Source organism: Parabacteroides sp. AT13 (assembly GCF_002272965.1).
GTDB classification, from domain to species: domain Bacteria; phylum Bacteroidota; class Bacteroidia; order Bacteroidales; family Tannerellaceae; genus Parabacteroides; species Parabacteroides distasonis.
Genome location: NZ_NQMH01000002.1, coordinates 1,393,800 through 1,419,995 on the forward strand (window position 1 = coordinate 1,393,800; position 26,196 = coordinate 1,419,995).

Sequence of the window (26,196 nt, forward strand, 5' to 3'; positions counted from 1 at the left end):
ATTTAAAATGTGACATTAACACCTGCCGTATAAGTCCGTACAGACGGATAGGCATACCAGTTGCTTCCCTTCAAGTTCTTCTCCGGATCAAAATCCTTCATCGGAGAGAACGTGAATAAGTTTTGCGCATTGACAAAGACCTTCAATCTCTTAACAACACCGCTTTTCAAGAAAGAGACCGGTACGTTATAAGAAAGTTGCAAGTTCTTCAAACGTAAATAAGAGGCGTTTCTCAACCAGAAATCATTTGTACGGAAATTCTCATTCAAGCATCCTTCATATGTAGTCAAGATAGGCAATGTAGCGCTGGTTCCCCGCTCGGGAGTCCAAGCATCCGTCAACCATTGTTCCGGCAAACCACAACCAAACCATAAAGGAGTAGCACCAATGCGGTCTCCATATGTATAGACATCAGTTACACCTTGGAAGAAAGCGCTCAGATCCCAATCCTTATATCCTAAGTTGATATTGAATCCATAAGTTATCTTAGGAATCACACCACCACGTATCTGGCGGTCATCTTCGGTAATTTTCCCATCTCCATTCGTATCCTCAAACTTCAGATATCCCGGTTTAGTAGCCGCGGTTTGATACGGACTATTCTTGATTTCCTCCTCAGATTGGAAAATACCGATAGCATGAAGCATATAATAAGAATCGATAGGCTTTCCTTCTTCCAAGATAAACATTCCATCAATGATTGTTTGCCCCTTCAAGCTAACGATCTTATTTTTGATAAAGGTCATATTTCCATTTACCTCGTAACGGAAGTTCCCGATATTGTTCCGATACCCCATATTCAACTCGAAACCTTTATTGCTCACCTCGCCGATATTACGGATCGGCCCATCCAGACCACCTACTTGATCCGGCAAAGTAACCTTACGCAAGATGTCGGAAGTACGTTTATCAAAGAACTCGAAAGAGAAATCCAAGTTTCCGTTTAATAAGCTAGCGTCAATACCGACATTCGTCATGGTCGTTGTCTCCCATGTAATGTTCGGATCGTTATAAGCGGTAATAGCCGCTCCGGATTGCATCGCTCCATTCAACGGGTAGTTATAATCCGTGATTGAACCATCATTTTTTATCACCTTCAAGTTCATTAGGTCCACGTAGCGGAACAAATCGATACGCTCGTTACCCAATTGTCCCCAAGAAGCTCTCAATTTCAGATTGTAGATCCAAGGAATATCTTTCATAAATTCTTCCTCGCTCAAACGCCATCCGGCAGAGAATGAAGGGAAAATACCCCAACGATTTCCTTTGGCAAAACGGGACGAACCATCATAACGAAAGTTACCCTCAAATAAATAACGGTCTTTATAACCATAATTCACCCTACCAAAATAAGACATCAAGACTGATCTCGAGGAAGTGCCCGCTACACTCGGATTACTAGAACCCGCATTTAATTCGTGCAACTCGTTCCCTAAGAAACCTTCTACCTTAGCGGAAAATTCAGTCTTATCATCACTCTCAAAACTATAGCCAGCCAAGACTTTTACGTCATGGGCATCATTGAACTTCTTGCCCCAAGATAAGGTATTGAATACCGTAACTGCCAAGTTATTCTTATCACCTTTATAAGCATGGCGTGTATTCTGACCGTCATAAACCACTCGTTTCTCCTCATTGGTCTTCAACTGATATTCGTATACATCAGGCGCAAAACGAGATTGCAGATAATCATATTTGTTTAAACCGACATTCAAGTTATAAACGATATCAAACGGAAGCTTATATTCCGCAGACAAATTCGCCAACATACGCAAGGACTTATGCTTGTTCTCGCCCTCATCGGCCAACGCCAACGGATGGCGATAGATATTATGCCCAGGAGTACGGATAAAAGTATCCGCATAGCGACCATCGGCCGTATAAGTCGGGTGGAAAGCCTGCGCTTTATAAGTCATCTCCACTAAGTTTGCCACACCCGCTACCGGCTCATTATAGATCTGATAATGCGCATTGATATTAGCGCCGATCTTCAAACGGCTATTTACCTGAGCAGTCGTATTCACGGCTAAAGTATATTTATTGGAGTCCGTACCACGCAATACTCCATTTTGATCGCCATAACCTAAAGATACGGAATACGTATATTTATCATCACCTCCGGAGAAACGCATGTTATGCTCCATGATAAAGGCATTATTATACATGATATCCAACCAATTATTCTGCGGATACATAATCGGGTCTGTCAACATACCTTGTTTGTACTCCTCGATTAACGCATCAGAATAATCCACCGTTAGTTTACCTTCGTTCCGTTGCGCTTGGTTTCTCATTTCCATAAATACGACCGGGTCATATACGAAATCCGGCAGATAGGTAGCCTGCTGCACGCCAAAATAATTATTATAATCGACGGTAAACTTACCTTTCTTTCCCCCCTTTGTCTTTACCAAGACAACGCCATTCGCCGCACGAGAACCGTAGATAGCGGAAGAAGCCGCATCTTTCAATACGGAAATACTCTCAATATCATTCGGATTTACCGCTTCCAACGGGAACTCGATACCATCCACCAAAATCAACGGGTTATTATCGTTCAAGGTTCCCTGACCACGAATACGAATCGTCGCCCCGTCCGCTCCCGGCTGAGCACCCGCTTGATTTACGTAAACACCTTGCGTACCTTGCAACGCTTGGGTCGAGTTGGTGATCGGACGATTCTCCAACGTCTCCGCATCCAAAGAGGAGATCGCTCCCGTTAAATTCACTTTCTTCTGCGTTCCGTAACCTACGACCACAACCTCATCCAACTTCTGGGTATCCTCGGACAGGCTAACCATTACTTTCGAAGAATTACCGACCTCGACCGTACGATCCGTATAACCAATATAAGAAACTACCAAAATCGCATTGTCCGGTACTTCCAGACTGAAGTTTCCATCGATATCCGTAATCGTTCCGTTCGTAGTGCCTTTAACGACAACATTCGCCCCGATAATGGGTTCTCCCAACGCATCTTTTACTTGCCCGGTAATCTTTCGTGGCGAAGACTGGAATAAGGCATTCGGATGTGAGACACTTGAAACACTCTTTGACTTAATTATAATCTGCCGGTCTACAATCTCATATTGGTATCCCGTATTTTTCAAGGCTTGCTCTAAGACCTCCTCTAACGAAGCATTATTTGCTTTTACACTCGTTTTCCTATTTACATTTACTTGATTATCATTCAAGAAGAACGTGTACTCACTATTTTTCTCTATTTCTTTTAGCACTTCCGATATACTGCAATCCTGTTTATTCATGGAAAGCTTATAATTCTGTCCATAGGTAGAAGCGGATACAGTGCATGCGAAAGCCAAGGATAACAACGCACTTATCTTCATGACTCGGTTTACTTTTCTGATTTTTTTCATAACTTTGTAATGTTTCTGATGAATAAATTAGCAGGTGTGTCGGCCTCTCAACTCCTAACGCCTGCCGTCAAGAACATTTGATCAGGAGGAGAAACCTAGTTTTTCCTCCTGTTTTTTTATTAGACTCAAGAACTGTTAACAAGCATATCTCTTAGAATTTAACGTTAGACACTCATTTATCTCCCTTTATATATAGTTCATATTCATTGTCTTTCTCTCTGTATTTAATGGGCGACGTATTGCTCAGCATAAACAGGATTCGCTCCAAGGACTCATCCCGTACCTTAAACGTAAACCGATATTTCTCCGCTATCTCCTTCGGGCACTTTATCTTCCGCCCGAACCAAGGCTCCAGACGGGTAAGGATCATGCTCAAGCGTTCGTTCTCAAAACTGAGGACACCGTTACGCCAACCCGAATACTCCTCGGCATTAACCGTCTTAACTCTAACGGTATTCGCTTGTTTGTCGAAAACCAACATCTCGTTCGGGTTCAATATCACCTCACGCCTGTTCTTCACATTGGGACCTCCCAAGCCAATCTTCACCTTACCGTTTAACAGGATCGTCTCCAACTTGCTCTCGGAATCATAATTGAAAACCTCGAAGGCCGTGCCCAAGGCCGTTACATCCATGTTCTTGGTATGCACGGTAAATGGTCTTTCCCGATCTTTCGCCACGTCGAAGAAGGCTTGCCCTTTTAATTCCACATCACGGGTCTTGCCATCGAAACTCTTTGGGTAGATCAATTGGCTATTCGGCCCCATTCTCACGGTCGTGCCGTCCGATAAGGAAACCGACTCTATGCAACGGACACCGGAGGCCATTACATATATATATTGATCTTCTTTCGTATGAGACCAATAAACTACGCTTCCTACACCTAAAAGTAGCAATATGGAGGCGGCTATCGCCGTAATCTTATAGACCCAGAGTTTACGGACACCGTTTGTCGCCATTGTCCGGGCTATGATTCGTTCCCACATGCGATTCCCCACCACGGGATTCACGCGATCCGCAGCCTCGTCCCATTGGGAACGCATACGCTCTTCCACTTTGGGGTCACACAGCAAACGTTGCCGATCTTTCTCATCCAGAGCATCTCGCATCAACTTCTTCAATATCGTTCTCGTATCTTCGCTCATGTTTATTATTCTTGTTCTATTTATAAATACACGCCACGACTCCCTCCCCCCTATTGGAAGATAAAAAAATTCGCTTAGGTTAATCAAATTCAGATAAGATACCCAAATACGATTGAAAAATAATCATGCCTAAAGCCTCAAGTACAATTAAATGTCCATTACTTATAGGTACTCTTTAAAATTATCTTTACGAAATTGTATTTTATCAGTATCTTCCTTGCTTTCCATCCTTATATTTCCGTCCTTTGTATTCAATGAAATTGGTTGCCGACGGTGTCGGCAGTATTTCCGACGCCGTCAGCAATATTTCCGACAGCGTCAGCAGCATTGCCGAGGGCGTCGGCAACCGATTTCATCAAATAGAAACGCCAAAGAGATAAACGTTAAATCTCCGAGGCATCCTATACATTATCCATTTAAATAACGAGAAAATCATGGGAAAACCAAGAAGGGGCATCCAAGTCAGTATTTATAATACACCGGGCAATGAACAACGCAGGCCAACATCCTGCGCACGAGTCATCACCAGAGATACCAAACGCATGAACGATATATGTGAGTATATTTCCGAATGCTCATCCGTCACCTCCGCCGACATAAAAGGTGTATTGGAGGCGCTTACTTCCTATATCGGCAGGGAATTATCCTATGGGTACAGCGTGGAACTGGAAGGATTGGGACATTTCTCGCCATCGGTAAAAAGCAAAGAAGTAACGGACCAGAAAGGAAATACTAAATCAAGCGCTAGCATACACGGCGTTAACTTCCGCTGCTCTCCCCGACTGAAGGAGATGGTAAAAAAGAACGCCCCCATCTTGGTTAAACGGGAAAATCTGCCCAAAACGGGAATCGAGGGAAGGAAGACTAAGATGTTATCTTATCTAGAAAGAAACTCATATATAAATCTCACCGATTACGCCGGCTTGAACAATTGTACCCGCTACCGTGCGAGCGAGGATATCAAGCAATTTATCAAGGATAACGTAATAGCCAGCGTAGGATATCGAACACACCGGATTTATGTGCTGCCTGAAAAAGAAGACGGGCAAAACTAAAACTTAAGACGCAGTGGCACTTCCGGACTCTACAAATACGTGACCTAGGAAAGCGCTAGATAAACCAGATAAGTAACATGATATTTTTCTTCAAGAACTTCAAGGCTTCGCTGATTTGGTTCTCAACGGTCTTCTCGGAAATATTGAGTTGGAAGGCTATCTCTTTATAGCTTTTATGCTCCTTCCGGCTTAGATTAAAGATAACCCGGCGTCTTTCCGGCAATTCCTCTATCAAATGATCGATATACTCCCCCAAGTTATAGGCGGTGATCTCTTCCTCTAAATCGTAGGAGGTATCCATAGCGGACAAGACCGTCATTTTATAAAAGTCCTCGTTCACGTTCTTCCGGTGATGATTAAAGATCAAGTTGCGGGTGATGATAAACAGAAGCCCCTTGAAGTTATCATCCTCCCGGATGAATTCCCTCGACTCCCAGACCTTGATAAACACCTCTTGTACCACATCCTCGGCTACATCCCGATTATTCAAATAAAGCCCACAGAAATGATAAACCTTTTCCCAATATTGTTTATACAACATCGAAAAAGCCTCCCTATCTCCTTCTTTCAACGACTTTATAATTTGTCTCTCTTCCATTTAGCATCACATATCGTTTCGCGAAGATAATAAAATCATATACTAATAAAAGTTAATGATATCCCAGTTCTCCCGGACTTCTTTGTACTATTAATATAGCACGAGAAATAATGGAAGAACAAAACAAATATATAAGCGATTTATTAATCCGATATGTAAATGGACTCTATACACGGAACGATATAGAGACCTTGCGGAAGTTAGCCTCATCCATAACCGAGCGAGCAGAATTAGAAAGCGAAATGGACCGGGTCTGGAACGAGGCGCAAGACTTACCTCAATCCGATTCCCATAATCATCTGCTTTATAAGAAGGAGGCGCAAGACCTGTTGGATAAGACACGTAAAAGAGAAAGAAGAATCTCCCTATCCACTTTCATCAAGTATGCGGCGAGCATAGCGATTATCGTTTCCATCGGATTCGGAGCGAAACTATACCTAAATCATTCAGCGAAGCAGCATACATCTGCCAGCGACCATCTCCTAACGGAAATAAGCGTCAATCATGGCGAACATAAGCAAGTCACCCTTCCCGATGGCACGGTCGTTCATCTAAACGCCGGTACCGTCATGCGATACCCAACGGAATTTACCTCTGACATCCGTTTGGTAGAAATGGAAGGAGAAGCTTTTTTCAATGTCATGAGAGACGAGGGCAAGCCCTTCATCGTCCGTACCCGGCAAGCCGACGTAAAAGTACTCGGAACCTCTTTCAACGTAAAAGCCTATCAAGAGGATGAGTTGATGGCCGTCAGCGTTCGGACCGGAAAAGTTGAGGTGGATATGCCCGAAAGCGTAATGCGCCTATTACCGAACGAGCAGATAATCGTGAATAACACAAATGGAGAGATTCTTAAAAAGAACGAGGACGCCCAAAAAGTAACGGCTTGGCTGCAAGGCGGCCTTTATTTCAACCGGACACCTATCAGTAGCGTTATACACGATTTGGAGCGGATGTATAATCAAGAGATCGTACTCGATCCGAATGTCGTATTCGACGATTACATCTATGGCGAGCACGACAATAAAAGTCTGGAAGCCGTACTGAACGCAATTCAATATTCAACCGGCATCCGATACCGGAAAGAAGAAAGTCGGATCGTGTTATATAAAACGAGTCATTAACCTTAAAATCGATTTGCCCATGAAAGATACGACATAAGCTTAGCCACATAAAAAAGGGAAACCGACCTCTGACCTTCGATCTCCCTTTATCTTTCCCGATATGTACACCCTTGGATTGGACCCCCTTGGAGATTACATAAATCGGACTGTTTTTAAAAGTGTATAAAAACAACCTTTAAACATACAAAATTATGAACTTTCCAACTATTACTAGGAATAATTGGATGTGTTGTTCTATTATTTTAGTTTTTTTAGCGTTAGGCTCCCCTGAACCTCTGCAAGCGCAAGAAAATCAGAAAGAAAGAATAACAATTCAAGTCAAAAACCAACCCATACAGAAAGTCTTTGATGATTTGTCGAAGCAGACAGGATTAAAATTTTTCTATGGAGAAGCCATCGCGAACCGGAACGTACAGGTTAACCTAAAGTTCAAAAACGCTCCCGTCAACAGCGTATTGAACGAGATCACCCGGCAAGCCAATCTTTATTTTAAGCGGGAGAATAACACGATAGCCGTCAGTCTCGGAAACGCGGGCAACGCCTCCGTTCCGGTGACGCAAGACCGAAAAGTGACCGGTATCATTACAGATGAACGGGGCGAACCGATCATCGGAGCGAATGTCGTGGTAAAAGGTACGTCAAATGGTACAGTTACCGACCTGAACGGTCAGTACAGCATCGAGGCGAACGGTAAATCGATCCTACTCATATCCTACATCGGCTATTTATCGGAAGAAGTGGCCGTAGGCAACAACAAAACCCTCAATATCCAGCTAAAGGAAGACACCCAGAAGCTTGATGAGGTAGTCGTGATCGGTTACGGAACACAGAAACGAAGCAATCTTTCCGGAGCGATCTCGAAAATATCCTCCGAGGTAATCGACTCTAAGCCGGTTACAAATGTCCTGTCCGCCTTGCAAGGAGAAATTCCCGGTATGGTCGTTCAGCGAACATCCGGACAACCGGGTAACGAGGAATTCGACTTGAACGTGCGTGGCGCCTCCTCCACGAACGGAGGGAATACCCCGCTAGTCTTGGTCGACGGAATCCCCGGGGATATGAATATGATCAACCCGCAGGATATCGAGGCTATATCGGTATTGAAAGATGCCTCAGCCTCCATATATGGTTCCCGTGCCGCCGGAGGTGTTGTATTAATCACGACTAAGAAAGGGAAGAGCGGAGCACCGAAACTTACTTACAACGGGAACTTGGCGATCACGAAAATGACCGGAATCATGAAAGCCCCGACAAATTATGAGATGGCGATTATGGATAACGAGGCGAACATACACAACGGTGCCGCCCCACTCTATACCCAAGAGCTTCTGGATCGCATCTTAGCGAACGATCCGAACCCTATCGACCATCCCACCCAACCCGGCTGGAAGCTCTTTTTCACGAACACGGACTGGATGGACGAGTTACTGACCAATGGCGTACAACATCGCCATAACCTAACAATCTCCGGTGGAGGCGAGAAGTCTAACTATTACCTATCCGCCGGCTACAGCAAACAATTTGGCGTGGTAAAATATGCAGACGATAATAATACCAAATACAATCTGCGTATGAATTATGATTATCGATTGGCAAAGTGGCTAAAATTAGAGACAAAGGTATCTTTGGATAACCAGAAACGTACGGACATAGGAAGTAATGGCGCTTGGGTGATCGGCGAGGCGATGTTTGATATGCCGAACTTCCCGATCTATAACGCCAACGGAGAGTTCTTCACGCAAGGAGGCTGGAGCAATGCGATAGCGCTGGCCAAGGAAAGCGAGACCGCCACGTTCAATACCCGGGAGATGAACGGTAACTTTAGATTGATCGCCGATATCACGGACGGACTCGTGTTTAACGCTCAAGTGGGCTTAAACTACAAAAACAAGAATAACGAGGATATAGCGAAAGCCATCCCGCTCTATACATGGGACGGTGACATCAATTATTATACGGGAGCAGGTAGTCCCGAACAATCCGCTGTAGATCGTACGACCGAGGAAACCATCTATCAAAATTATACGGCTTACTTGAATTATAATAAGAACTTCGGACTGGATCATCATTTAGATGCCATGTTAGGTATGGCTTATGAGGCAGAAGAGGTCCGTATGTTCATGGCACGCCGAGATAATTTCATCACAGACGAATTATGGGAACTCAACCTTGGTGGCACCGGAAATATGAAGAACGACGCCAAAGCTGAACATTGGGCGACAAGCTCTGCTTTCGCCCGTATCGGATACAGCTTCAAGAATAAGTATATCTTGGAGACAAACTTCCGCTACGATGGTTCCTCCCGCTTCGCCCCGGGTAACCGTTGGAGAATGTTCCCCGGCGTATCCGCTAGCTGGCGTATCTCTCAAGAGGAATTCCTAAAGAGCTCTAAGGTATTCAACGAATTGAAACTAAGAGCTTCTTACGGACAAACAGGTAATCAAGAAGGTATTCGTCTATACGATTATATCCAGTTGCTAAAATTCAGGGACGACGGTTGGGGAACTAAATTGACCTATCCTTTCGGCAGCGGTTCACAAACACAAGCGATGGGGCTGGATGTCTTAGCCGGCGTAAATCGCACATGGGAGATCTTGGAGAATATCAACGCAGGTGTTGATGCCGCTTTCTTAGACTCCCGCTTAGGATTCTCTTTCGACTACTTCGTGAAGATGAACAATAATATGTTGATCCCCGTAACTTATCCCAGTATGCTAGGGGCAACTCCCCCGGATACGAACTCGGGCAAATTGCGTACGAATGGCTTCGAGCTTACCTTAAACTGGACGGACAAAATCGGTAATGTCGAATATTCCGCACAATTCCAATTGAGCGACGCTAAGAACAAACTCGTGGAATACGGAGGCTCGGACACTTATGAGCTAGGCTTGAACAAGACGAGAGAAGGATATCCCATCAACTCCTATTTCGCCTATGTATATGATGGCGTAGTCAAGGACCAAGCGGATCTGGACGCTTACAAGAAGCTGGAAGGCGTACCCTCTAATATCGGTATCGGCGATGCCAAATTCAAGGATCTGAACGGCGATGGGAAAATCTCCACTTACGGTGATAAGGAAGGGGACGACGGCGACGCTAAGTATGTCGGCTCAACCACTCCCCGATATACATTCGGATTAAACTTGGGTGCCAAGTGGAACAACTTTGATATCAGCGTATTCTTCCAAGGAGTCGCTAAACGCACCTTGTTCCGTGAAGGTGAGTTCTCCATGCCTTGGAGCGACTGGTGGAGATATCCGCCTCAGTTCTATTACGGGCAAACCTGGAATGAGGATCGTCAAGACGCATATTATCCTCGTCTGACCCACGGCGATATCAGGCATTGGAACTACCAAGCGTCTACGATGCAAAAGATCAACGCCGCTTACGTACGCCTAAAGAACATCCAGATCGGATATACCCTGCCGAAAAGCTTATTGCAGAAGATCGGTATCGAGCGGACCCGTTTTTATGTAAGCGGACAAGACTTATTCGAGATACACGGGGTAAAAGGCGGTTGGGACCCAGAGTCTGACACCGGAGGTTTCAACTATCCGTTCCAACGTTACTACTCATTTGGTATCGACTTGACTTTCTAAGGTTTTCTATTTAATAAAACGAATATTATGAAACGATTCAATATAATTATCACGTTATCCGCCACCTTAGGACTATTCAGTTGTGAGCTGGATAAAATGCCAATGGATCAAGTGTCGGACGCTGTATTCTGGCAAAAGCCGGCCGACTTTGAATTGGCCGCCAACGATTTCTATTTTGGGCTCCAAGAGGTCTCCCAATATATAAACATGAACTCGGATATCGCCTTTGGTTCCGGCACGAACGATGTCAGCGACGGTTCCTATCTGGCCCCGGTCAACTCGGATGATTGGGACAACCCATGGAAATTTGTCCAATCTACCTCTTATTTGCTTAAGAAAGCGGAGGAATCCGGTTTGTCGGACGAAGAGATCGGACGTTGGAAAGCAGAAGCGCATTTCTTCCGTGCCTACAACTATTGGAAATTGGTGAAAACTTATGGAGGAGTACCCAAGATAGACATCCCGTTAAATACCTCCTCGGAGGAACTTTACACACCTCGTTCCAGCCAACAGGAGATCATCGATTTTATTATCGAGGACTTGGATAAGGCCATTCCTCTCCTTCCGAAGCAAAGCGGACTGACCGCTGAGGAATTAGGACGTACCACGCAAGGGGCGGCATTAGCTCTCAAGGCCCGTGCGGCCTTGTTCGAAGGTACTTGGCAAAAATACCACGGGATGGCGGACGCAGGCAAATACCTCGACCTAGCTATCCAAGCGGCCCAAGCCATTGTCGATTCCAAGGAGTATGAACTATATCGCGAGAAAGGAGAACTCAGTTACAAATATCTTCATATCCTAGAAGGCGACGACAGCAAGGAAGTCTTGTTGGCTAGACGGTATTACAAATTGAGAGCGACTCATAACTGGACCCGGGAACTATTATTAGGTGCCATGGTACCGACAAAGAACCTTGCGGACGTATACCTTTGTACCGATGGTTTACCTATTGATAAATCCAAGTTGTTCAAAGGATTCCAAACCCAGACAAGCGAATTTGAGAACCGGGATTCCCGGATGGCGCAAACGTTTGTCGTACCCGGTAGCGAGATATTCTCGGAAGGGGGCGGATGGGCAACCGTAGAGCCGGGATTCATCGGTAACAATTCCACCCGGACCGGATACATGATCCGCAAGTTTATGGATGAAACGCTGGATGCCGTACAATTCATCGGGGAATACGATTTCAAGGAATTCCGTTACGGAGAGGTCCTATTAATATTGGCCGAGGCTTTATACGAGAAGAACGGACAGATCACGGACGAGCAATTAGACCTGACCATTAATGACCTGCGAAACCGGGCGAATATGCCTCGCTTGACCAATGCGTTTGTAGCGACGAACGGACTGAATATGCAGGAAGAGATCCGGCGTGAGAGAACCGTGGAACTGGCATTCGAAGGATACCGTCGGGATGACCTACGTCGTTGGGGCACGGCAGAAACAGTTCTTCCCCTTGCGATCCGTGGCGTGAAATTCGTGGGTACGGAGTATCAACAGAAATTCCCGGAGTTGGTGATCGGACAGGATATACAGGTGGATAGCGAAGGCTTTATCATCGCCCAACCTGCGTCCGCCCGCAAGTTCCAGACACCGAAGCATTGGCTATCCCCGATCCCTTTGCAACAGGTACAATTGTCGAAAGGAACCTTGGAACAGAACCCGGGTTGGTAAGGGTTTTTCCAAGAATAAGCGACTATATATATGAGGGTAGGCCCAACCTATACGAGAAGGGAGGGCCTACCTATCTGGGAGGGGAATCCCATTTAAATATGAATTATCTTAAATTTTTATAGCATGAAGAAATACTTTTTAGCGGTAGCTAGTTTTTTTATTTATTCTCATATCAGTCTAGGCCAAGTGTATCCGGGGCAGATGGATTCCACGTTTGTCCCTGTACGGAGTCACCACTATGACCCGGAGTTAACATTTGATTTTTGCGTGAATGAACCCGCTTGGAGCAATCAGGCGGGTATCCATTCCGCCTTCGGATCGACCGACCGGCTTTATTTCCGGAAAGAAGTACCCGTAAACCATGACAACGATTTATCATCTTCCTACTCTACGACCGTTTGGAGGGGGGAAAGAGCGAATGCCCAGATATTGGTATGGTCGTCAGAAGCGTTGGAACAAGTACGTGTCTCTACGCAAGACTTGAGGAGCGCCGAGGGAAACATCATCCCGAAAGACCGGATTACCTTCGAGTTGGTGCGTTACGTATTGTCCAATTATCCGTATGCCGAGAAAAAAGCCATCTGCGGGGAATCTCCCTACAAATCCGGCTTCTTGATGCCAGACCGTTTCGAGACGCTGGACCGCTTCGATCTCCCTTCCCAAACCACCCGTCCGGTATGGATGATGGTGGATGTGCCGAGAGGAACCGCTCCCGGTACGTATAAAGGCAAAGTGGAGGTACGGGCGAAAGGCAAGGCTCCTCAACTATTGAATCTGGAGATCGTGGTGCAAAACCAGTTGCTCCCCTATCCGAAAGACTGGAAATACCGTCTGGACCTATGGCAGAACCCATGGGCCGTGGCATGGTACAATCACGTGGAACCTTGGTCACCAGAACATAAGATGCTTCTCAAGCAGCATTTGAAGCATTATGCCGACGCAGGTGGTACCTACATCACGACTTATGGAGTACATTCTCCTTGGTCCGATAACTCCTATATGATCGAGGGGGGTATGATCGAGTGGATCAAGAAAGCAGACGGCACATGGGCCTTCGACTACAAGATCTTCGACGAGTACGTAGAATTAGCGATGGAATGTGGCATCGACGAGGCAATCACCCTCTACACCCCGATTCCTTGGGGATTCCGTCACCGCTATAAGGACGAGGCTACAGGCGATTATTCTTATATCAACTGGGCGCCAAGCTCGGAGGAATTCAAGAAGATGTGGAATATCTTCCTCACGGATTTCAAGTTCCATCTGGAAGCTAAAAGCTGGTTGGACATCACCTATATCGGAATCAACGAGAATCCGATGGAAGAGACCTTAGCGGCTATCCATGTCGTGCGTAACCATGATAAATGCTGGAAGATCACTTACGCCGGCAATTGGCATAAGGAATTGGACGGACTGCTGGACGATTATTCTTTCCTCTACGGGGAGGAACCTACCATCGCCGAGCAAAAGGCACGGGCCGCCACCGGACGCACGTCCACCGTATACGTATGCTGTAACCCGCCGATCCCGAACAATTTCGTGTTCTCTCCTCCCATCGAGGGGCGTTGGATCAGTTGGTACGTAATGGCGTACGGGTACGACGGCTTCCTGCGTTGGGCTTACGACGCTTGGCCGGAAGATGCCGATCGCGACGCACGTCATGGCTCTTGGGCAGCAGGCGACTGCTATATGGTATATCCGGGAGGCAAAAGTTGCATCCGCTTCGAGAAGATGAGAGAAGGTATCGTGGATTTCGAGAAGGTCCGTATCTTACGGGAACTGACCGCCCAATCGGGTAACGCCCAAGCTCAAGGCTTATTGAAGCAGCTAGACCAACATTTGTCTATCTTCCCGAAAGAGAAAGAGTTCGACGAGAACAAGATCTCGGCGGATGTACGTAAGGGTAACCTCATCATCCGTCAACTGTCCGATCTATTGGCGAAATAATGGGCTTATATAGCAGGAAAGACATGAAAGCATATCGTTTAATCCTATCACTCATGGCAAGCGTAGCCGTAGGAACAGCTTTCTCGCAGACAACAGGTGTTGTTTGCGAGGAGTTCGACCAGATACAGCTGACGCATGTATTGACGCCCACCGGTCCGTTGCCGACCGCCCTAGACCCGAATGGCGTATATCCTTATATGAGTTATAGCGAGACCTCAAATCGTCCGGTGCCTAAAAGGTACCGGATGATCTCGCTAGAGAACGAGAAAGTCAAGGCTATCATCTGCCCCGATCTTTGCGGGAAAGTAATATCCCTCACTCACAAGGAGAGCGGCAAGGAGGTCTTGTACAGGCCGGACGTAATCAAATACACACGGATATTACCCCGCTTCTATTTCGTGGCCGGGGGGATCGAGGTCAGTTTCCCGATCTCCCACTCTCCCACGCAAAATGAGCCGGTGCTTTATCAGATCGATCATACGGGAGACCGCACATATGTAACATGCGGAGAACGGGAATCTCATTACGGTATGCAATGGTCTGTAGAATATTCCTTAGGAGATAAGGACGAGTGCCTTACCCAAAGGGTTGTTTACTACAACCCGGGAAAGCAAGCCTATCCATGGATGTCATGGTCCAACGCCGCCCTTCCTTGCGCACCGGATACCCAATACGATTTCCCGAACGGAACCGTATTATCCCATGCCTCCACGTTGGATACGATCGACTGGAAAACGGAAGGAACCCATCATGAACGGGATATCAAAGAGATGACCGGCTACTTCTGGAAGACGAAAGACGTGAACGCTTTCGGGGCTTACACCCCCTCCTTGGGTAGCGGCCTCTACCACATCGCCGACGAATCCAGTACGCCCGGTATCAAGCTATGGAGTTATGGCGTAGCCGGCGACAAGGAATGGTCTATGCTCAGTACCCCCGACCGGCAGCCTTACGTAGAAATCCAAGGTGGCCCGATCAGCGACCAATCTATCAAGCTCGAATTGCATCCCGGCGAGAAAAAGAATCACGTAGAATATTGGATACCGACAGATCATCCTTTGGATATCTATTCCTTAAAGGTTCCGGCATTAAGGCTTCGCCCGATCGATCGCATCCCGCTATTCGACTGGGCCCGGAAGAATGAATCTTCCATCTGGATCGCCTTAGCCGATGCCTATAAGAATAAGTCCACGCTTCCCGCCGCCCCCTATCCGGAAGACGGGCAGTGGGCTCCATCCGGCATGGAAGATCTGGACGATGCTTTTCGTTGGGCGATCCAAATATCTCCCCGGCCGGAACGGGATTATTGGCAATTCCACTATGGGACTTGGTTGGCTGGAAGAGAACGTGTAGAGGAGGCGATCGAACAACTATCCATTCCGGATATCGATCTGGCGAAAGCTTTATTGGCAAGGCTATATGTTCGTCGGCAGGCGTGGGAAAAGGCGAGAGATACTTACGCCGCTATCCCCGAGACCTCGTGGTTGAACCTACATCCCCAGTTGGTTATCGAGCGGGATAAAGTATTAAAGAAGTTTGGAACAGAGGCTTTACCGGAACGGGAAAAATGGTTGGATAAGATAAACGCGTCCTCTGATGAATGGGTGGTCGAGCGAAAGGTACAGCTACTGATTGATAAGAAGCAATATCAAGAAGCCAAGGATTTATTACTATCCACCCATTTCCAGAAAGTGCATCAAACTTACACCCGTACGGGACTTTGGGAACAGATCAACGAAGGCTTGGGCCTCTCCCCGCAACCTGTACCGGAACAACTCGGCGAGGATCGCTTAGCCCGGTTCGGTGCCTATCGGGAATATGAATAAAGGGAGGTGTGTTTTTAGAGCAGTAGCTTCATATAAGTCTCCGCATATTTAGCCAGAAACGCCCGGATCACTTTCAAGGCCGTAGAGATATGTTGTTGTACCGTATATACCGAGATACCCAAACTGTCGGCTATCTCCTTATGGGATTTCATATCTTTACGGCTCATATCAAAAACCCTTTTTTGTTGTGGGGTCAACGTTTCAAGCGCCTTATCCAACAATGCGTTTAAATCCGTATCCAATACCGAGTCCTCCGTCTCGTTCGTGCTATCCAATGAGGCGGACCGTATCTTATCCCTCAGCTCCAACTCACGATCCAGTCCCGCCAACAGGTTTAAGATCCGATTTTTCACGATCGTATACACATACGGGCCAAAAGGTACATTCGGGTTCAAGAAACGGCGATTCTGCCAAATAGAGGCGAAAGCATCCTGAAAAACATCTTCCGCCATATCCCGGGATTTAAGGAATTTCAAGGAAAACCACATCAAGCGGTCCTTATACAGGGCATATAATTCACAAAAGGCCGACTCGTCCCCTTCTAGCAAGTCCGCCACAAGCCTTCTTTCTTTCTCTGAATCAATGTCTGCCATTCGACTTATTCTCCCACTTCGATTACATAGGTTCAAATGTATGCAAAATTCCCAAAGGTAAAAACAAATTGAACCAAAATCAGCAACTCCATCATACAGCTTTATAAACTCACGATAACAAACATCTTTGCTCATTCGGAAATAATCATGTATTTTTGTCTGTTCATTTAAGAAAGGATGATGTATTGATGAAAGTTTGTATCGCCGAAAAGCCGAGTGTGGCCCGGGAAATCGCGGAAGTATTAGGGGCAACCCAACGAATGAATGGGTATATCGAAGGAAACGGATATCAGGTAACTTGGACATTCGGGCATTTGTGTACCCTGAAAGAACCGCATGAATACGCGGAGAACTGGAAACGCTGGAGTCTGGGGTCACTACCTATGATCCCTCCCCGGTTCGGTATCAAACTAATCGAGAATCCTACGTATGAGCAACAATTCAAGGTAATCGAGAGCCTGATGCAAAATGCCGAGATGGTCATTAACTGCGGTGATGCCGGCCAAGAGGGAGAGCTGATCCAACGCTGGGTCATGCAAAAGGCAGGTTGTAAATGCCCGGTCTACCGCCTTTGGATCTCCTCGCTTACGGAGGAGGCGATTCGGGAAGGTTTCCAAAAACTAAAAGAACAGACGGAATTCAATAAGTTATATGAGGCCGGGCTATCCCGTGCCATCGGTGACTGGTTGCTGGGGATGAACGCCACCCGCCTTTATACCTTGCGCTACGGGCAGAACCGGCAGGTATTATCGATCGGCCGTGTGCAAACCCCGACGCTCGCCTTGATCGTAAACCGGCAAGCCGAGATCGACAATTTCAAACCGGAACCCTATTGGGAATTAAAGACCATTTACAGGAATACGACTTTCTCCGCCACGAAAGGTAAGTTCACGAAGAAAGAGGAAGGTGAGGCTTTTCTGGAGAAGGTAAAGGAACAGGATTTTACCGTTACCAGTATCACCGAGAAGAAAGGGAAGGAATTCGCCCCTCGCCTATTCGACTTGACCTCGTTGCAGGTGGAATGTAATAAGAAATTCGCGTTTACGGCGGACGATACCCTAAAGCTGATCCAATCGCTCTACGAGAAGAAGGTGACAACCTACCCGCGTGTCGACACGACTTTCCTTAGTGATGATATTTATCCGAAAGTTCCCAATACCTTGAAAGGGCTGGTGGATTATACGGAGCTTACCGCTCCTTTGATGAATCAGAAATTGCCGAAGAGCAAGAAAGTGTTTGATAACTCGAAGGTTACCGATCACCATGCGATCATCCCTACCGGAGTCCCCGCCCGCAATCTTACGGATACGGAACGGAAGGTGTACGATTTGGTAGCCCGTCGTTTTATCGCCGCCTTTTATCCGGATTGCGAGATATCGACCACTACGGTCTTGGGTCAAGTGGATAAGGTGGAATTCAAGGTAACCGGAAAGCAAATCCTCAAACCGGGTTGGCGTGTCGTATTCGGAGCCGAGCAGAAAGATCCGGAGGCTGAACCTACCGAGGAAGAAGGCGTATTACCCGATTTCGTGAAAGGAGAAAGCGGCCCGCATAAACCGATCTTGAAAGAGACTTGGACCCAGCCTCCGAAACCTTATACAGAAGCTACTTTATTGCGGGCGATGGAAACCGCCGGTAAATTAGTGGATAATGACGAGCTGCGGGATGCCTTAAAGGAAAACGGCATCGGCCGTCCTTCTACCCGTGCGGCGATCATCGAGACTTTATTTAAGCGTAATTATATACGAAAGGAACGTAAGAATCTTTATCCCACCGCTACCGGCGCGGAATTGATCGGCACGATCCATGAGGAACTGCTGAAAAGCGCAGAGTTGACGGGGCTTTGGGAAAAGAAACTACGCCAGATTGAACGAGGGACTTATGAGGCCCGTACTTTTCTGGATGAGTTGAAGCAGATGGTAAACGAGGTCGTCATAAACGTCCTTTCCGACCAAACCCGGCGAACGATTACGATTGAGGATACGTCTAAAGCAGCTAAAGAAACTCCCAAAGACGAACCCAAGGAGAAAAAGGAAAAGAAACCTCGTAAGCCTCGTGCCAAGAAAGAGAAAGCAGAGGCTACTCCCGAATTGGAGCTTCCATCAACGGATAAGCCCGTTTGCCCCATCTGTCACAAAGGCTCTATCCTCCGGGGCAAAACCGCTTATGGCTGCTCTGAATACAAGAATGGATGTACGTTCCGCTTGGATTACGCTACGTATGGAAATAATTTAACGGATGAGGAGTTAGGTACGGTTATCAGTAAATTAAAGTCTATTTAAAATATGAGAACAGAATGGTTTCCTCTGGTAAACGAGGAGGGTGAGACGATCGGAAAGGCTACTCGCAAGGAATGTCATAGCGGAAGTAAGTTGCTACATCCCGTAATCCATTTACATATCTTTAATAAGGATGGAGATCTATATCTCCAAAAACGTTCCATGAACAAGGATATACAACCGGGAAAGTGGGACACGGCCGTAGGTGGGCATATTGATTATGGAGAAAGCGTGGAAGAGGCCCTGCGCCGTGAGGTTCGTGAGGAATTGGGCATTACTGATTTTACGCCTGTCTTCATCAAACGTTATATATTCGAGTCTTCCATAGAGAAGGAATTGGTAAACAGCTTCCGGACCACTTACGATGGCCCCATCACCCCCGATCCCGAGGAACTGGACGGAGGACGTTTCTGGCCGATCGAGGAGATCAAAGAGAATCTGGGGAAAGGCGCATTCACCCCGAATTTCGAAAAGGAATTCACCGCTATTTTCCTATAAGATAAAACGCTACACTTCAGCTAAAATAGTTATTCAAGAGCCTGTTCATTCTTCGTAAGATACAGTTACATTCTACAAACTACGGCGTGAACCGTACAGACCACGACGTGAATTATACAAATCATGCTGTGGTCTGTACGGTTCACGCCGTGCTTTGTAGAATGTAACTATATATGATTATCTTTATATATAGTAAATAAAATGTTTTGTCCTATAGTAATCGACCTATTATATTATAGCTGTAACCCCATATGTATCTTACCTCGAAACCTAACAATCTTTGCCTAAAGCACTAATACCTCTACCTTAAATCTAATGTTTGTTCAGACCTTAAAACTAATCTTATATATTAATGTGTGGTTTATACATATCTTGCGCTGTCAAACCGCATTCCTTTTTCATACGGATACAATAATCGAGCGTTCCTACCTCCGGCGTGATATTGTTGGAACCGAACGTGAACTTTACACCCGCGGCTTTCGCTTTCTGAATGATCGCTTTATTCGGAATATGATAAAGCTCGTTTATCTCCAAAGCCTTTCCACTTTTTGCCAAGGCATTCACGAAACGGTCGATACGCTCTTCTGTCCAAAACATATCATATCGGTCACTCATCGCATCGGGAAGGAAACAGGAATTCACGTACATATCGACCGGCTCTTCCAAGACAGAACAGATACGGTCCAACATCATATCCATATATGCCTGCTCATCGTCGATAATCACTTCCTTGTTTACCCATAGGTGCGTACGCCGCCCCTTATGATCCAGAAACGTCATGGCATCGGTAAACACATAGTCAAAGCTGTTGCGGGCCGCCTCCGAAAAGGTTGTTACCCACTCACGTCCTTCCGCTTGCATAGCCAAGATAAAGGGTTGGGTACGCATGGTATCCAGATAATTATACAACTCCGTATCGTTCGTGATCGAGAAGCCGATGCCACAATTGATAGCCAAGCCATAATTAACACCCGTCTGGCGTGACTGCCGTGCGGCTACTTCCTTCGTCAATCCACCTTTTAAATGAACATGATAATCAAGCACGGGGAAGTCCTCTTGATGCAAACGAATAATCTCGTCCGTCTGCTCATCCACGGCATTCGCCCATTGAGCGGGAATGTCTATTCCTTTCGCGCTAAACGCCTCTAACGAGATATTCTTAAACTGAAGATTTCCACGTCCCGTACCCACCAGCGAGATAGTACCTTGGGATAACAATGCTTTAGCGTTCTCCTTCAAACGGAAAGGTTTGGAAGGCTCTATATATTCTACGACAGTCTCACCATTAATCCGCACCCGGATAAGCCGTCCTTCTACCCGGATATTCATCTTGAACCATTCGTTCTCTTTCACGAAACTCTTCGTCAGGTTCCGGACTGACACCAAGCTACCCGTCATCCGCCACCAAACCGGATCTTCCCGATCGTTGTTCAAGGCGATACGGTATCCTTTACGATCCGTAGCGTCCGTATGGATACCAATATAACCTTTGCCACCGGTCGTGGTACGTACATCCATATCTAACTCGAAGTTCGTATAGCCTTTGCCATCGTTCAACAAAGCACGGGCGTTGGAACCGGCCAACGTAAGAACATCATTTTGTATGACCACGACGCCGGATGTCTTCCATGCGTTGTGATCGACCGTATCGGATACGTTCTCTTTCGTAAATCCCGTGAACACCAAACAGGCGATCACGACGGCAATCATTAATTTAATCTTCATGGCATCTCTTTTTAAAAATTATGCCGCAAATGTATCCGGGAATAAGAAGCAAAAAGAAGATTGATATAAAAATGTAGACAGTACGATCCTCTATCCCATTAAATACAAATCAGTTAATAAAGATCACTATCCTAAAAAATGTAGATTGATTATAACGGATTCCGGTTAACCCCGATCCTCATCACCCAACCTTCAAACTCATCACGAGGCACTAACGCCTTATTACGTACCTTGGTCCGGTAGTTATAGATCGTACTCAACGAACAACGAAGAAAAGCGGCTATCCTTACGCTGTCCGTAACTCCCAACCGCATCAAGGCGAATATACGAAGTTCCTTATTCAACAGATCCTCCGATTTCAAGACGATACGTTCCTCGGGCTGCAACAAAGCGTTGAAGTCCCTGACAAACGTAGGATATAATCCAAGAAAGATTCGATCGAAGTTAACATAAAGCGCTTCCACCTCATTCTCCACCATACGGGTCGAACGGAGCATCTTGAATAACTCGTCCAACTGTTTATTCATCGCCTTTTTCTGTAGCGATTTCTGGTAATCCTCCAGTTTATTAATATAGGTGGAGCAGAGATCGAGGAAATGAACGATGTATTCCTCTTTGATATGGTTTGACTCCGATAGCTGTATATTTCGCTCTTGCAATAAATTATTCGTCTCGCTTATCTCTCCATTCAACTTTACCAAACAGGCATTGGTATTAACCAACTCTTCTCGTATCGCTGAGATCTTCCGCATCTGCCTATACACATAGGCAAGAGAAAGGATCAGAAAGAGCGTCAATAGGCTGATCAACAAGAAATAAGTCATCAATTGCCTTTTGCCCTGAGCTTCCCGTGTCTGATAGGAAGCATTAATGATAGGATAGAATTTAGAGATCTCATTCATGCGGAACTGTATATTGCAAGTAACGGCACCTTCTCCGCAGACCTCGCCTGTCCGTGAGCCAGATATTTCTGCGCCAGATTTATCTTATACCGATAAGAGGCCGTATCTAAGACAGACAATAACGAATCCTTGTATAAATCAAGTTGTTTCCTATATTCAAAAGAATCCAGATTCGTACTGTAATAAGAGAAAAACGAATAATAAGCCTCATAGAAATCCTGTTTCTGCTCTTTAGACAGCAACTCACGGTCTATGCTTCGCAACAGACCTTCCGACTCACGGTACATCCCGGAGAAAGCATAGAGCGTAGCCAGTCGTAAGCGGGAAGTATAAATGCGCACCGTATCCTTCATAAATGACGCTATCTCCATATTCCGCTTTATGTAATAGATGGCCGAGTCTTGTTGTATTTTCTTGAATTCCTCGTATAATTGGTGGTTGATCTCATATTCCTGCCACAACGATATCTTGCTCAAGAGAAACATGTCCTTTAGCTGCGTGATCCGTTGCTCCCGTTGCTGCAGATAAAAAGATCTATTCAAAACAGCTTCATCCAACTCCTTGGCCAACGTGTCCCCTCTCAGCCCTCCCCATGCGAAGACCTGAACCATCCCGACAATTAGAAATAAGATTACCTTTATTAGTTTATTCATTACACGAACTGAGAATTATCCAAAAGAAAAGGGTTCAGTCAAATCAACAGAGTATAAATAGCTTACCTCGGCTGAAGACTGAACCCAATATTTTAAAACGCCCCGAAAGGGTGTTATTTACACATCTCGTTGATGATCTGTATTAATTGACCGCCTAATTCCTCGGCTTCCTCCATCGTATGGGCCTCAGAGTAGATACGGATGATCGGTTCCGTATTGCTTTTACGCAAATGAACCCATTTATCCGGGAAATCGATCTTCACTCCGTCGATATCCGTAATATCATATTGAGAGAACTTCTCTTTTACTTTCGCTAAGATAGCGTCCACGTCGATCTCCGGCGTTAACTGGACTTTTTGCTTGGAGATAAAATACGGAGGATAAGAAGCCTTCAACTCGCTCGTCTTCATCTTCTTCTTTGCCAGATGAGTCAGGAACAAGGCGATACCTACCAAAGCGTCGCGTCCGTAATGGCTGGCCGGATAGATCACTCCACCGTTGCCCTCACCACCGATCACGGCATTCGTAGCCTTCATCTTGGTAACCACATTTACCTCGCCTACAGCGGCGGCATTATATTCGCAGCCATGAGCACGGGTAACGTCACGAAGCGCACGGCTGGAGCTCAGGTTACTTACCGTATTACCCGGAGTATGGCTTAATACGTAATCACTGACAGCGACCAAGGTGTATTCCTCGTTGAACATCTCGCCATTCTCGCAGATAATCGCCAAACGGTCTACGTCCGGATCTACTACGAAACCGACATCCGCTTTCGCATGTCCCATCAAATCGGAGATCTCTGTCAAGTTTTCCGGAATGGGTTCCGGATTATGAGAGAAGTTTCCATGAGGAGCGCAATGCAGCTTGAAGATTTCCTTCACGCCCAACGCATATAATAAATCAGGGATCACGATACCGCCTACGGAGTTCACGCAATCGATAGTTACACGGAAATTAGCGGCCTTAATAGCCTCCACGTCCACGAGATCCAGATTCAAGACACTCTCAATATGTTTTTGCTTATAAGTCGCATTCGGGATTACCTTGCCCAAATGATCCACGTCGGCGAACTCGAAGTCCTCGGCGGCAGCTATGCGTAATACCTCAGCCCCTTCAGCGGCATTCAAGAACTCACCTTTCTCATTCAAAAGCTTCAAGGCATTCCATTGCTTCGGATTATGACTGGCGGTAAGGATAATACCTCCGCAAGCCCCTTCCATAGCTACGGCCAATTCGGTAGTAGGAGTCGTGGCCAGATCGATATCCACCACATCAAATCCCATACCGGTAAGCGTTCCTAGGACGACTTGTTTAACCATCGGACCGGAGATACGTGCGTCACGCCCTACAACGATCTTATTGGTCTCCACTTTTGTGTTTTTTCGGATGAATGTAGCATAAGCGGCTACAAACTTAACAATAGCTAACGGATTCAATCCGTCTTCCGGGCTACCGCCTATTGTACCGCGAATACCGGAAATAGATTTAATTAGTGTCATAAGTTTTCTTCAAATATATATTCTAGAATTTCGTAATATACAGGTTGACCGTTTGATTGATCATTATAGGCTCCTCTTTTGAAAGGCACTATCATTTTCACTTTAGCCCGATCTCCAACATACTTCAAAGGCTCTTGCATTCCCTCACTTACATAATAATAAGAGGGATCATAAGGTGAATTCTTCGAATAATCCCCATATGTAAAAGCGATAGGAGAAGTTCCATTACTATGCGGGCCATAGTTCTCAATAGCGACAATGGTAGAATCCATGAAGTAACTCATCTTACAACGGTACAACATTTTCGTCTTATATTGCACCGCTCTCTGATCGCTTCCCTTATCAATAATATTCAAATAGACACCATTATCCAAGAGCACAAACTGATTTTCCTTAAATACGCTATCAGCAGGAAAATCATCTAAGATCTCAAGGCCCTTATCATCGATAAAACGCTCGATTGCCTTTTTCTCATCTTTCAACATATCCGTGTACGACTTTGTCTTGCTACAAGAGATAGCAACTAATGCGGCACACAGAATCAACAGGATATTAAAACCTTTCTTCATTTGTTAGTCTTTAATTGAATGAATCGCAAATGTAAATAATCTTCGTCAAACCTTACGCATGTTTGCCTAAATCTTCTGATTTATTAGGATTAAATTCCTGTAAACCTTTCTCAAACACGGCTACGGCCTCAGATAAAGAGCCATAGAACTCACCTCCGGACGCATTTTTATGTCCACCCCCGTTGAAATAAGTAGAGGCAAACTGGTTGCAAGGGAAATCGCCCACAGAGCGAAGCGATACCTTTATATAATCGCTGTCCTCACGAATAAAGACACTAAAGCTTACGTTCTCTATGCTTAGCGGCAAGTTCACGAAGCCTTCCGTATCTCCTGCCTGGTACTGAAAACGATCCAGTTCCTCTTTCGATAACGTGATAAGAGCCGCCTGTTGTTCCGGATAAACCCTCATCTTCTCATACAACACATATCCCATCATACGTAAACGGCACTCGGAATAGACCTGATTCACCTTACGATAGATCAAATCCTTATCAATCCCCTTCTTGATCAATTCGCTGACGATCGTATAAATCTCCGGTTTATTCGAATTATAGGTGAACGATCCCGTATCCGTCATCATACCCGTATAGATACAAGCGGCGGCATCCCGATTCAATAAATCGAACATCCCCATACGACAAATAAAACGGAAGATCATCTCACTGGTAGAAGACATCTCCGGATACGACATCGTCACACGACAAAAATCTGCGGGGTTCAGATGATGATCGATCATCACCTTGCGGCCTTCTGAGGCGATCACCGCCGGAGCCAGTTTCTCGATACGTTTGGGTTCATTGAAATCGAGGCAGAAAATAACATCCGCTTCCTTGATCAATTTCTCGGCGAAATCCGGATATTTCTCATGTATCACGACATCCTTAGCGCCCGGCATCCATCTATAAAAAGAGGGAAATGCATTCGGTACCACTACCGCTACATTATCCTTACCGTAAGCGGATAGGAAATGATATAAACCAAGGGATGAACCTAATGCGTCGCCGTCTGGTGAGACATGCGTCACGATAACAAAACTCTCGCCTTTCTCTACGTATTTTTTGGCTTTCTGAATCTTCTCTTCTTGAATGATTTTAGTGATCATATAATCTTTTTGTTTTCACCCCCAAAGGT

The 26,196-nt window shown here is 45.8% G+C and carries 18 protein-coding genes; 8 read left to right on the forward strand and 10 right to left on the reverse strand.

The window, feature by feature from the left end; all coding sequences use genetic code 11:
* Positions 1–2 precede the first annotated feature (2 nt).
* Together CI959_RS20120 and CI959_RS20125 are read right to left on the reverse strand one after the other, a co-directional pair.
* Positions 3–3,377 (reverse strand): TonB-dependent receptor, encoded by a 3,375-nt coding sequence (locus CI959_RS20120; RefSeq protein ID WP_230323811.1) that lies wholly within the window; start codon positions 3,375–3,377, stop codon positions 3–5.
* Positions 3,378–3,549: 172 nt separating this feature from the next.
* Entirely contained in the window at positions 3,550–4,521 is a 972-nt protein-coding gene (locus CI959_RS20125; RefSeq protein ID WP_005858119.1) for a FecR family protein, read from the reverse strand.
* 434 nt (positions 4,522–4,955) lie between these two features.
* Here CI959_RS20125 and CI959_RS20130 point away from each other — a divergent pair, with 434 nt between their 5' ends.
* Complete coding sequence (locus tag CI959_RS20130) at positions 4,956–5,576, forward strand: HU family DNA-binding protein (protein ID WP_057317014.1); 621 nt, start codon at positions 4,956–4,958, stop codon at positions 5,574–5,576.
* Between the two features lie 55 nt (positions 5,577–5,631).
* Here the strand turns inward: CI959_RS20130 and CI959_RS20135 are convergent, their stop codons facing one another.
* Positions 5,632–6,174, reverse strand: coding sequence for an RNA polymerase sigma-70 factor (locus CI959_RS20135; RefSeq protein ID WP_005858125.1), 543 nt, complete (start codon positions 6,172–6,174; stop codon positions 5,632–5,634).
* A gap of 110 nt (positions 6,175–6,284) precedes the next feature.
* Here CI959_RS20135 and CI959_RS20140 point away from each other — a divergent pair, with 110 nt between their 5' ends.
* From CI959_RS20140 to CI959_RS20160, 5 genes are all read left to right on the forward strand, one after another.
* A complete protein-coding gene (locus tag CI959_RS20140) occupies positions 6,285–7,298 on the forward strand; it encodes a FecR family protein (RefSeq protein WP_005858127.1) in 1,014 nt (337 codons plus the stop codon).
* Positions 7,299–7,489: 191 nt separating this feature from the next.
* Positions 7,490–10,897, forward strand: a complete 3,408-nt coding sequence (locus CI959_RS20145) for a TonB-dependent receptor (protein WP_057317013.1) — start codon at positions 7,490–7,492, stop codon at positions 10,895–10,897.
* A 27-nt stretch (positions 10,898–10,924) separates the two neighbouring features.
* Positions 10,925–12,571, forward strand: a complete 1,647-nt coding sequence (locus CI959_RS20150; protein WP_057317012.1) for a RagB/SusD family nutrient uptake outer membrane protein — start codon at positions 10,925–10,927, stop codon at positions 12,569–12,571.
* A gap of 123 nt (positions 12,572–12,694) precedes the next feature.
* The gene (locus CI959_RS20155) at positions 12,695–14,518 is read left to right on the forward strand and encodes a DUF4091 domain-containing protein (RefSeq protein WP_057317011.1); all 1,824 of its coding nucleotides are present in this window, start codon (positions 12,695–12,697) and stop codon (positions 14,516–14,518) included.
* Between the two features lie 23 nt (positions 14,519–14,541).
* Positions 14,542–16,344 carry a DUF5107 domain-containing protein gene (locus tag CI959_RS20160; RefSeq protein ID WP_057317010.1) on the forward strand — a complete coding sequence of 601 codons (1,803 nt, stop codon included), beginning with the start codon at positions 14,542–14,544 and terminating at the stop codon, positions 16,342–16,344.
* A gap of 14 nt (positions 16,345–16,358) precedes the next feature.
* Here CI959_RS20160 and CI959_RS20165 read toward each other — a convergent pair whose 3' ends face one another.
* Positions 16,359–16,937: an RNA polymerase sigma-70 factor gene (locus tag CI959_RS20165; protein ID WP_005858137.1), complete on the reverse strand. Its 579-nt coding sequence runs from the start codon at positions 16,935–16,937 to the stop codon at positions 16,359–16,361.
* Positions 16,938–17,125: 188 nt separating this feature from the next.
* On the opposite strand from CI959_RS20165, the gene CI959_RS20170 reads away from it, so the two are divergent.
* Together CI959_RS20170 and CI959_RS20175 are read left to right on the forward strand one after the other, a co-directional pair.
* Positions 17,126–19,219, forward strand: coding sequence for a DNA topoisomerase 3 (locus CI959_RS20170; RefSeq protein WP_005858139.1), 2,094 nt, complete (start codon positions 17,126–17,128; stop codon positions 19,217–19,219).
* A gap of 3 nt (positions 19,220–19,222) precedes the next feature.
* Complete coding sequence (locus CI959_RS20175; protein ID WP_005866300.1) at positions 19,223–19,714, forward strand: NUDIX domain-containing protein; 492 nt, start codon at positions 19,223–19,225, stop codon at positions 19,712–19,714.
* Between the two features lie 342 nt (positions 19,715–20,056).
* Here the strand turns inward: CI959_RS20175 and CI959_RS20180 are convergent, their stop codons facing one another.
* The 6 genes from CI959_RS20180 to CI959_RS20200 form a co-directional block, all read right to left on the reverse strand.
* Positions 20,057–21,439 (reverse strand): DUF1080 domain-containing protein, encoded by a 1,383-nt coding sequence (locus CI959_RS20180; protein ID WP_057317008.1) that lies wholly within the window; start codon positions 21,437–21,439, stop codon positions 20,057–20,059.
* Positions 21,440–21,588: 149 nt separating this feature from the next.
* Complete coding sequence (locus CI959_RS21960) at positions 21,589–22,341, reverse strand: DUF6377 domain-containing protein (RefSeq protein WP_255223128.1); 753 nt, start codon at positions 22,339–22,341, stop codon at positions 21,589–21,591.
* The gene (locus CI959_RS21965; RefSeq protein WP_230327279.1) at positions 22,338–22,994 is read right to left on the reverse strand and encodes a hypothetical protein; all 657 of its coding nucleotides are present in this window, start codon (positions 22,992–22,994) and stop codon (positions 22,338–22,340) included. Before CI959_RS21965 ends, CI959_RS21960 begins: the two co-directional genes overlap by 4 nt.
* 113 nt (positions 22,995–23,107) lie before the next feature.
* The gene (gene glmM, locus CI959_RS20190) at positions 23,108–24,496 is read right to left on the reverse strand and encodes a phosphoglucosamine mutase (protein ID WP_095231523.1); all 1,389 of its coding nucleotides are present in this window, start codon (positions 24,494–24,496) and stop codon (positions 23,108–23,110) included.
* Positions 24,493–25,065 (reverse strand): DUF4827 family protein, encoded by a 573-nt coding sequence (locus CI959_RS20195; RefSeq protein ID WP_005858151.1) that lies wholly within the window; start codon positions 25,063–25,065, stop codon positions 24,493–24,495. The genes glmM and CI959_RS20195 overlap by 4 nt, the downstream gene beginning before the upstream one ends.
* A gap of 52 nt (positions 25,066–25,117) precedes the next feature.
* Positions 25,118–26,167 (reverse strand): bifunctional oligoribonuclease/PAP phosphatase NrnA, encoded by a 1,050-nt coding sequence (locus CI959_RS20200; protein WP_005858152.1) that lies wholly within the window; start codon positions 26,165–26,167, stop codon positions 25,118–25,120.
* Between the last annotated feature and the right edge of the window lie 29 nt (positions 26,168–26,196).

Bases quoted from the DNA above. Each gene is read 5' to 3' on its own strand.
- CI959_RS20120 (WP_230323811.1), bottom strand. From the start codon at position 3,377: ATGAAAAAAATCAGAAAAGTAAACCGAGTCATGAAGATAAGTGCGTTG.
- CI959_RS20125 (WP_005858119.1), bottom strand. From the start codon at position 4,521: ATGAGCGAAGATACGAGAACGATATTGAAGAAGTTGATGCGAGATGCT.
- CI959_RS20130 (WP_057317014.1), top strand. From the start codon at position 4,956: ATGGGAAAACCAAGAAGGGGCATCCAAGTCAGTATTTATAATACACCG.
- CI959_RS20135 (WP_005858125.1), bottom strand. From the start codon at position 6,174: ATGGAAGAGAGACAAATTATAAAGTCGTTGAAAGAAGGAGATAGGGAG.
- CI959_RS20140 (WP_005858127.1), top strand. From the start codon at position 6,285: ATGGAAGAACAAAACAAATATATAAGCGATTTATTAATCCGATATGTA.
- CI959_RS20145 (WP_057317013.1), top strand. From the start codon at position 7,490: ATGAACTTTCCAACTATTACTAGGAATAATTGGATGTGTTGTTCTATT.
- CI959_RS20150 (WP_057317012.1), top strand. From the start codon at position 10,925: ATGAAACGATTCAATATAATTATCACGTTATCCGCCACCTTAGGACTA.
- CI959_RS20155 (WP_057317011.1), top strand. From the start codon at position 12,695: ATGAAGAAATACTTTTTAGCGGTAGCTAGTTTTTTTATTTATTCTCAT.
- CI959_RS20160 (WP_057317010.1), top strand. From the start codon at position 14,542: ATGAAAGCATATCGTTTAATCCTATCACTCATGGCAAGCGTAGCCGTA.
- CI959_RS20165 (WP_005858137.1), bottom strand. From the start codon at position 16,937: ATGGCAGACATTGATTCAGAGAAAGAAAGAAGGCTTGTGGCGGACTTG.
- CI959_RS20170 (WP_005858139.1), top strand. From the start codon at position 17,126: ATGAAAGTTTGTATCGCCGAAAAGCCGAGTGTGGCCCGGGAAATCGCG.
- CI959_RS20175 (WP_005866300.1), top strand. From the start codon at position 19,223: ATGAGAACAGAATGGTTTCCTCTGGTAAACGAGGAGGGTGAGACGATC.
- CI959_RS20180 (WP_057317008.1), bottom strand. From the start codon at position 21,439: ATGAAGATTAAATTAATGATTGCCGTCGTGATCGCCTGTTTGGTGTTC.
- CI959_RS21960 (WP_255223128.1), bottom strand. From the start codon at position 22,341: ATGAATGAGATCTCTAAATTCTATCCTATCATTAATGCTTCCTATCAG.
- CI959_RS21965 (WP_230327279.1), bottom strand. From the start codon at position 22,994: ATGAATAAACTAATAAAGGTAATCTTATTTCTAATTGTCGGGATGGTT.
- glmM (WP_095231523.1), bottom strand. From the start codon at position 24,496: ATGACACTAATTAAATCTATTTCCGGTATTCGCGGTACAATAGGCGGT.
- CI959_RS20195 (WP_005858151.1), bottom strand. From the start codon at position 25,065: ATGAAGAAAGGTTTTAATATCCTGTTGATTCTGTGTGCCGCATTAGTT.
- CI959_RS20200 (WP_005858152.1), bottom strand. From the start codon at position 26,167: ATGATCACTAAAATCATTCAAGAAGAGAAGATTCAGAAAGCCAAAAAA.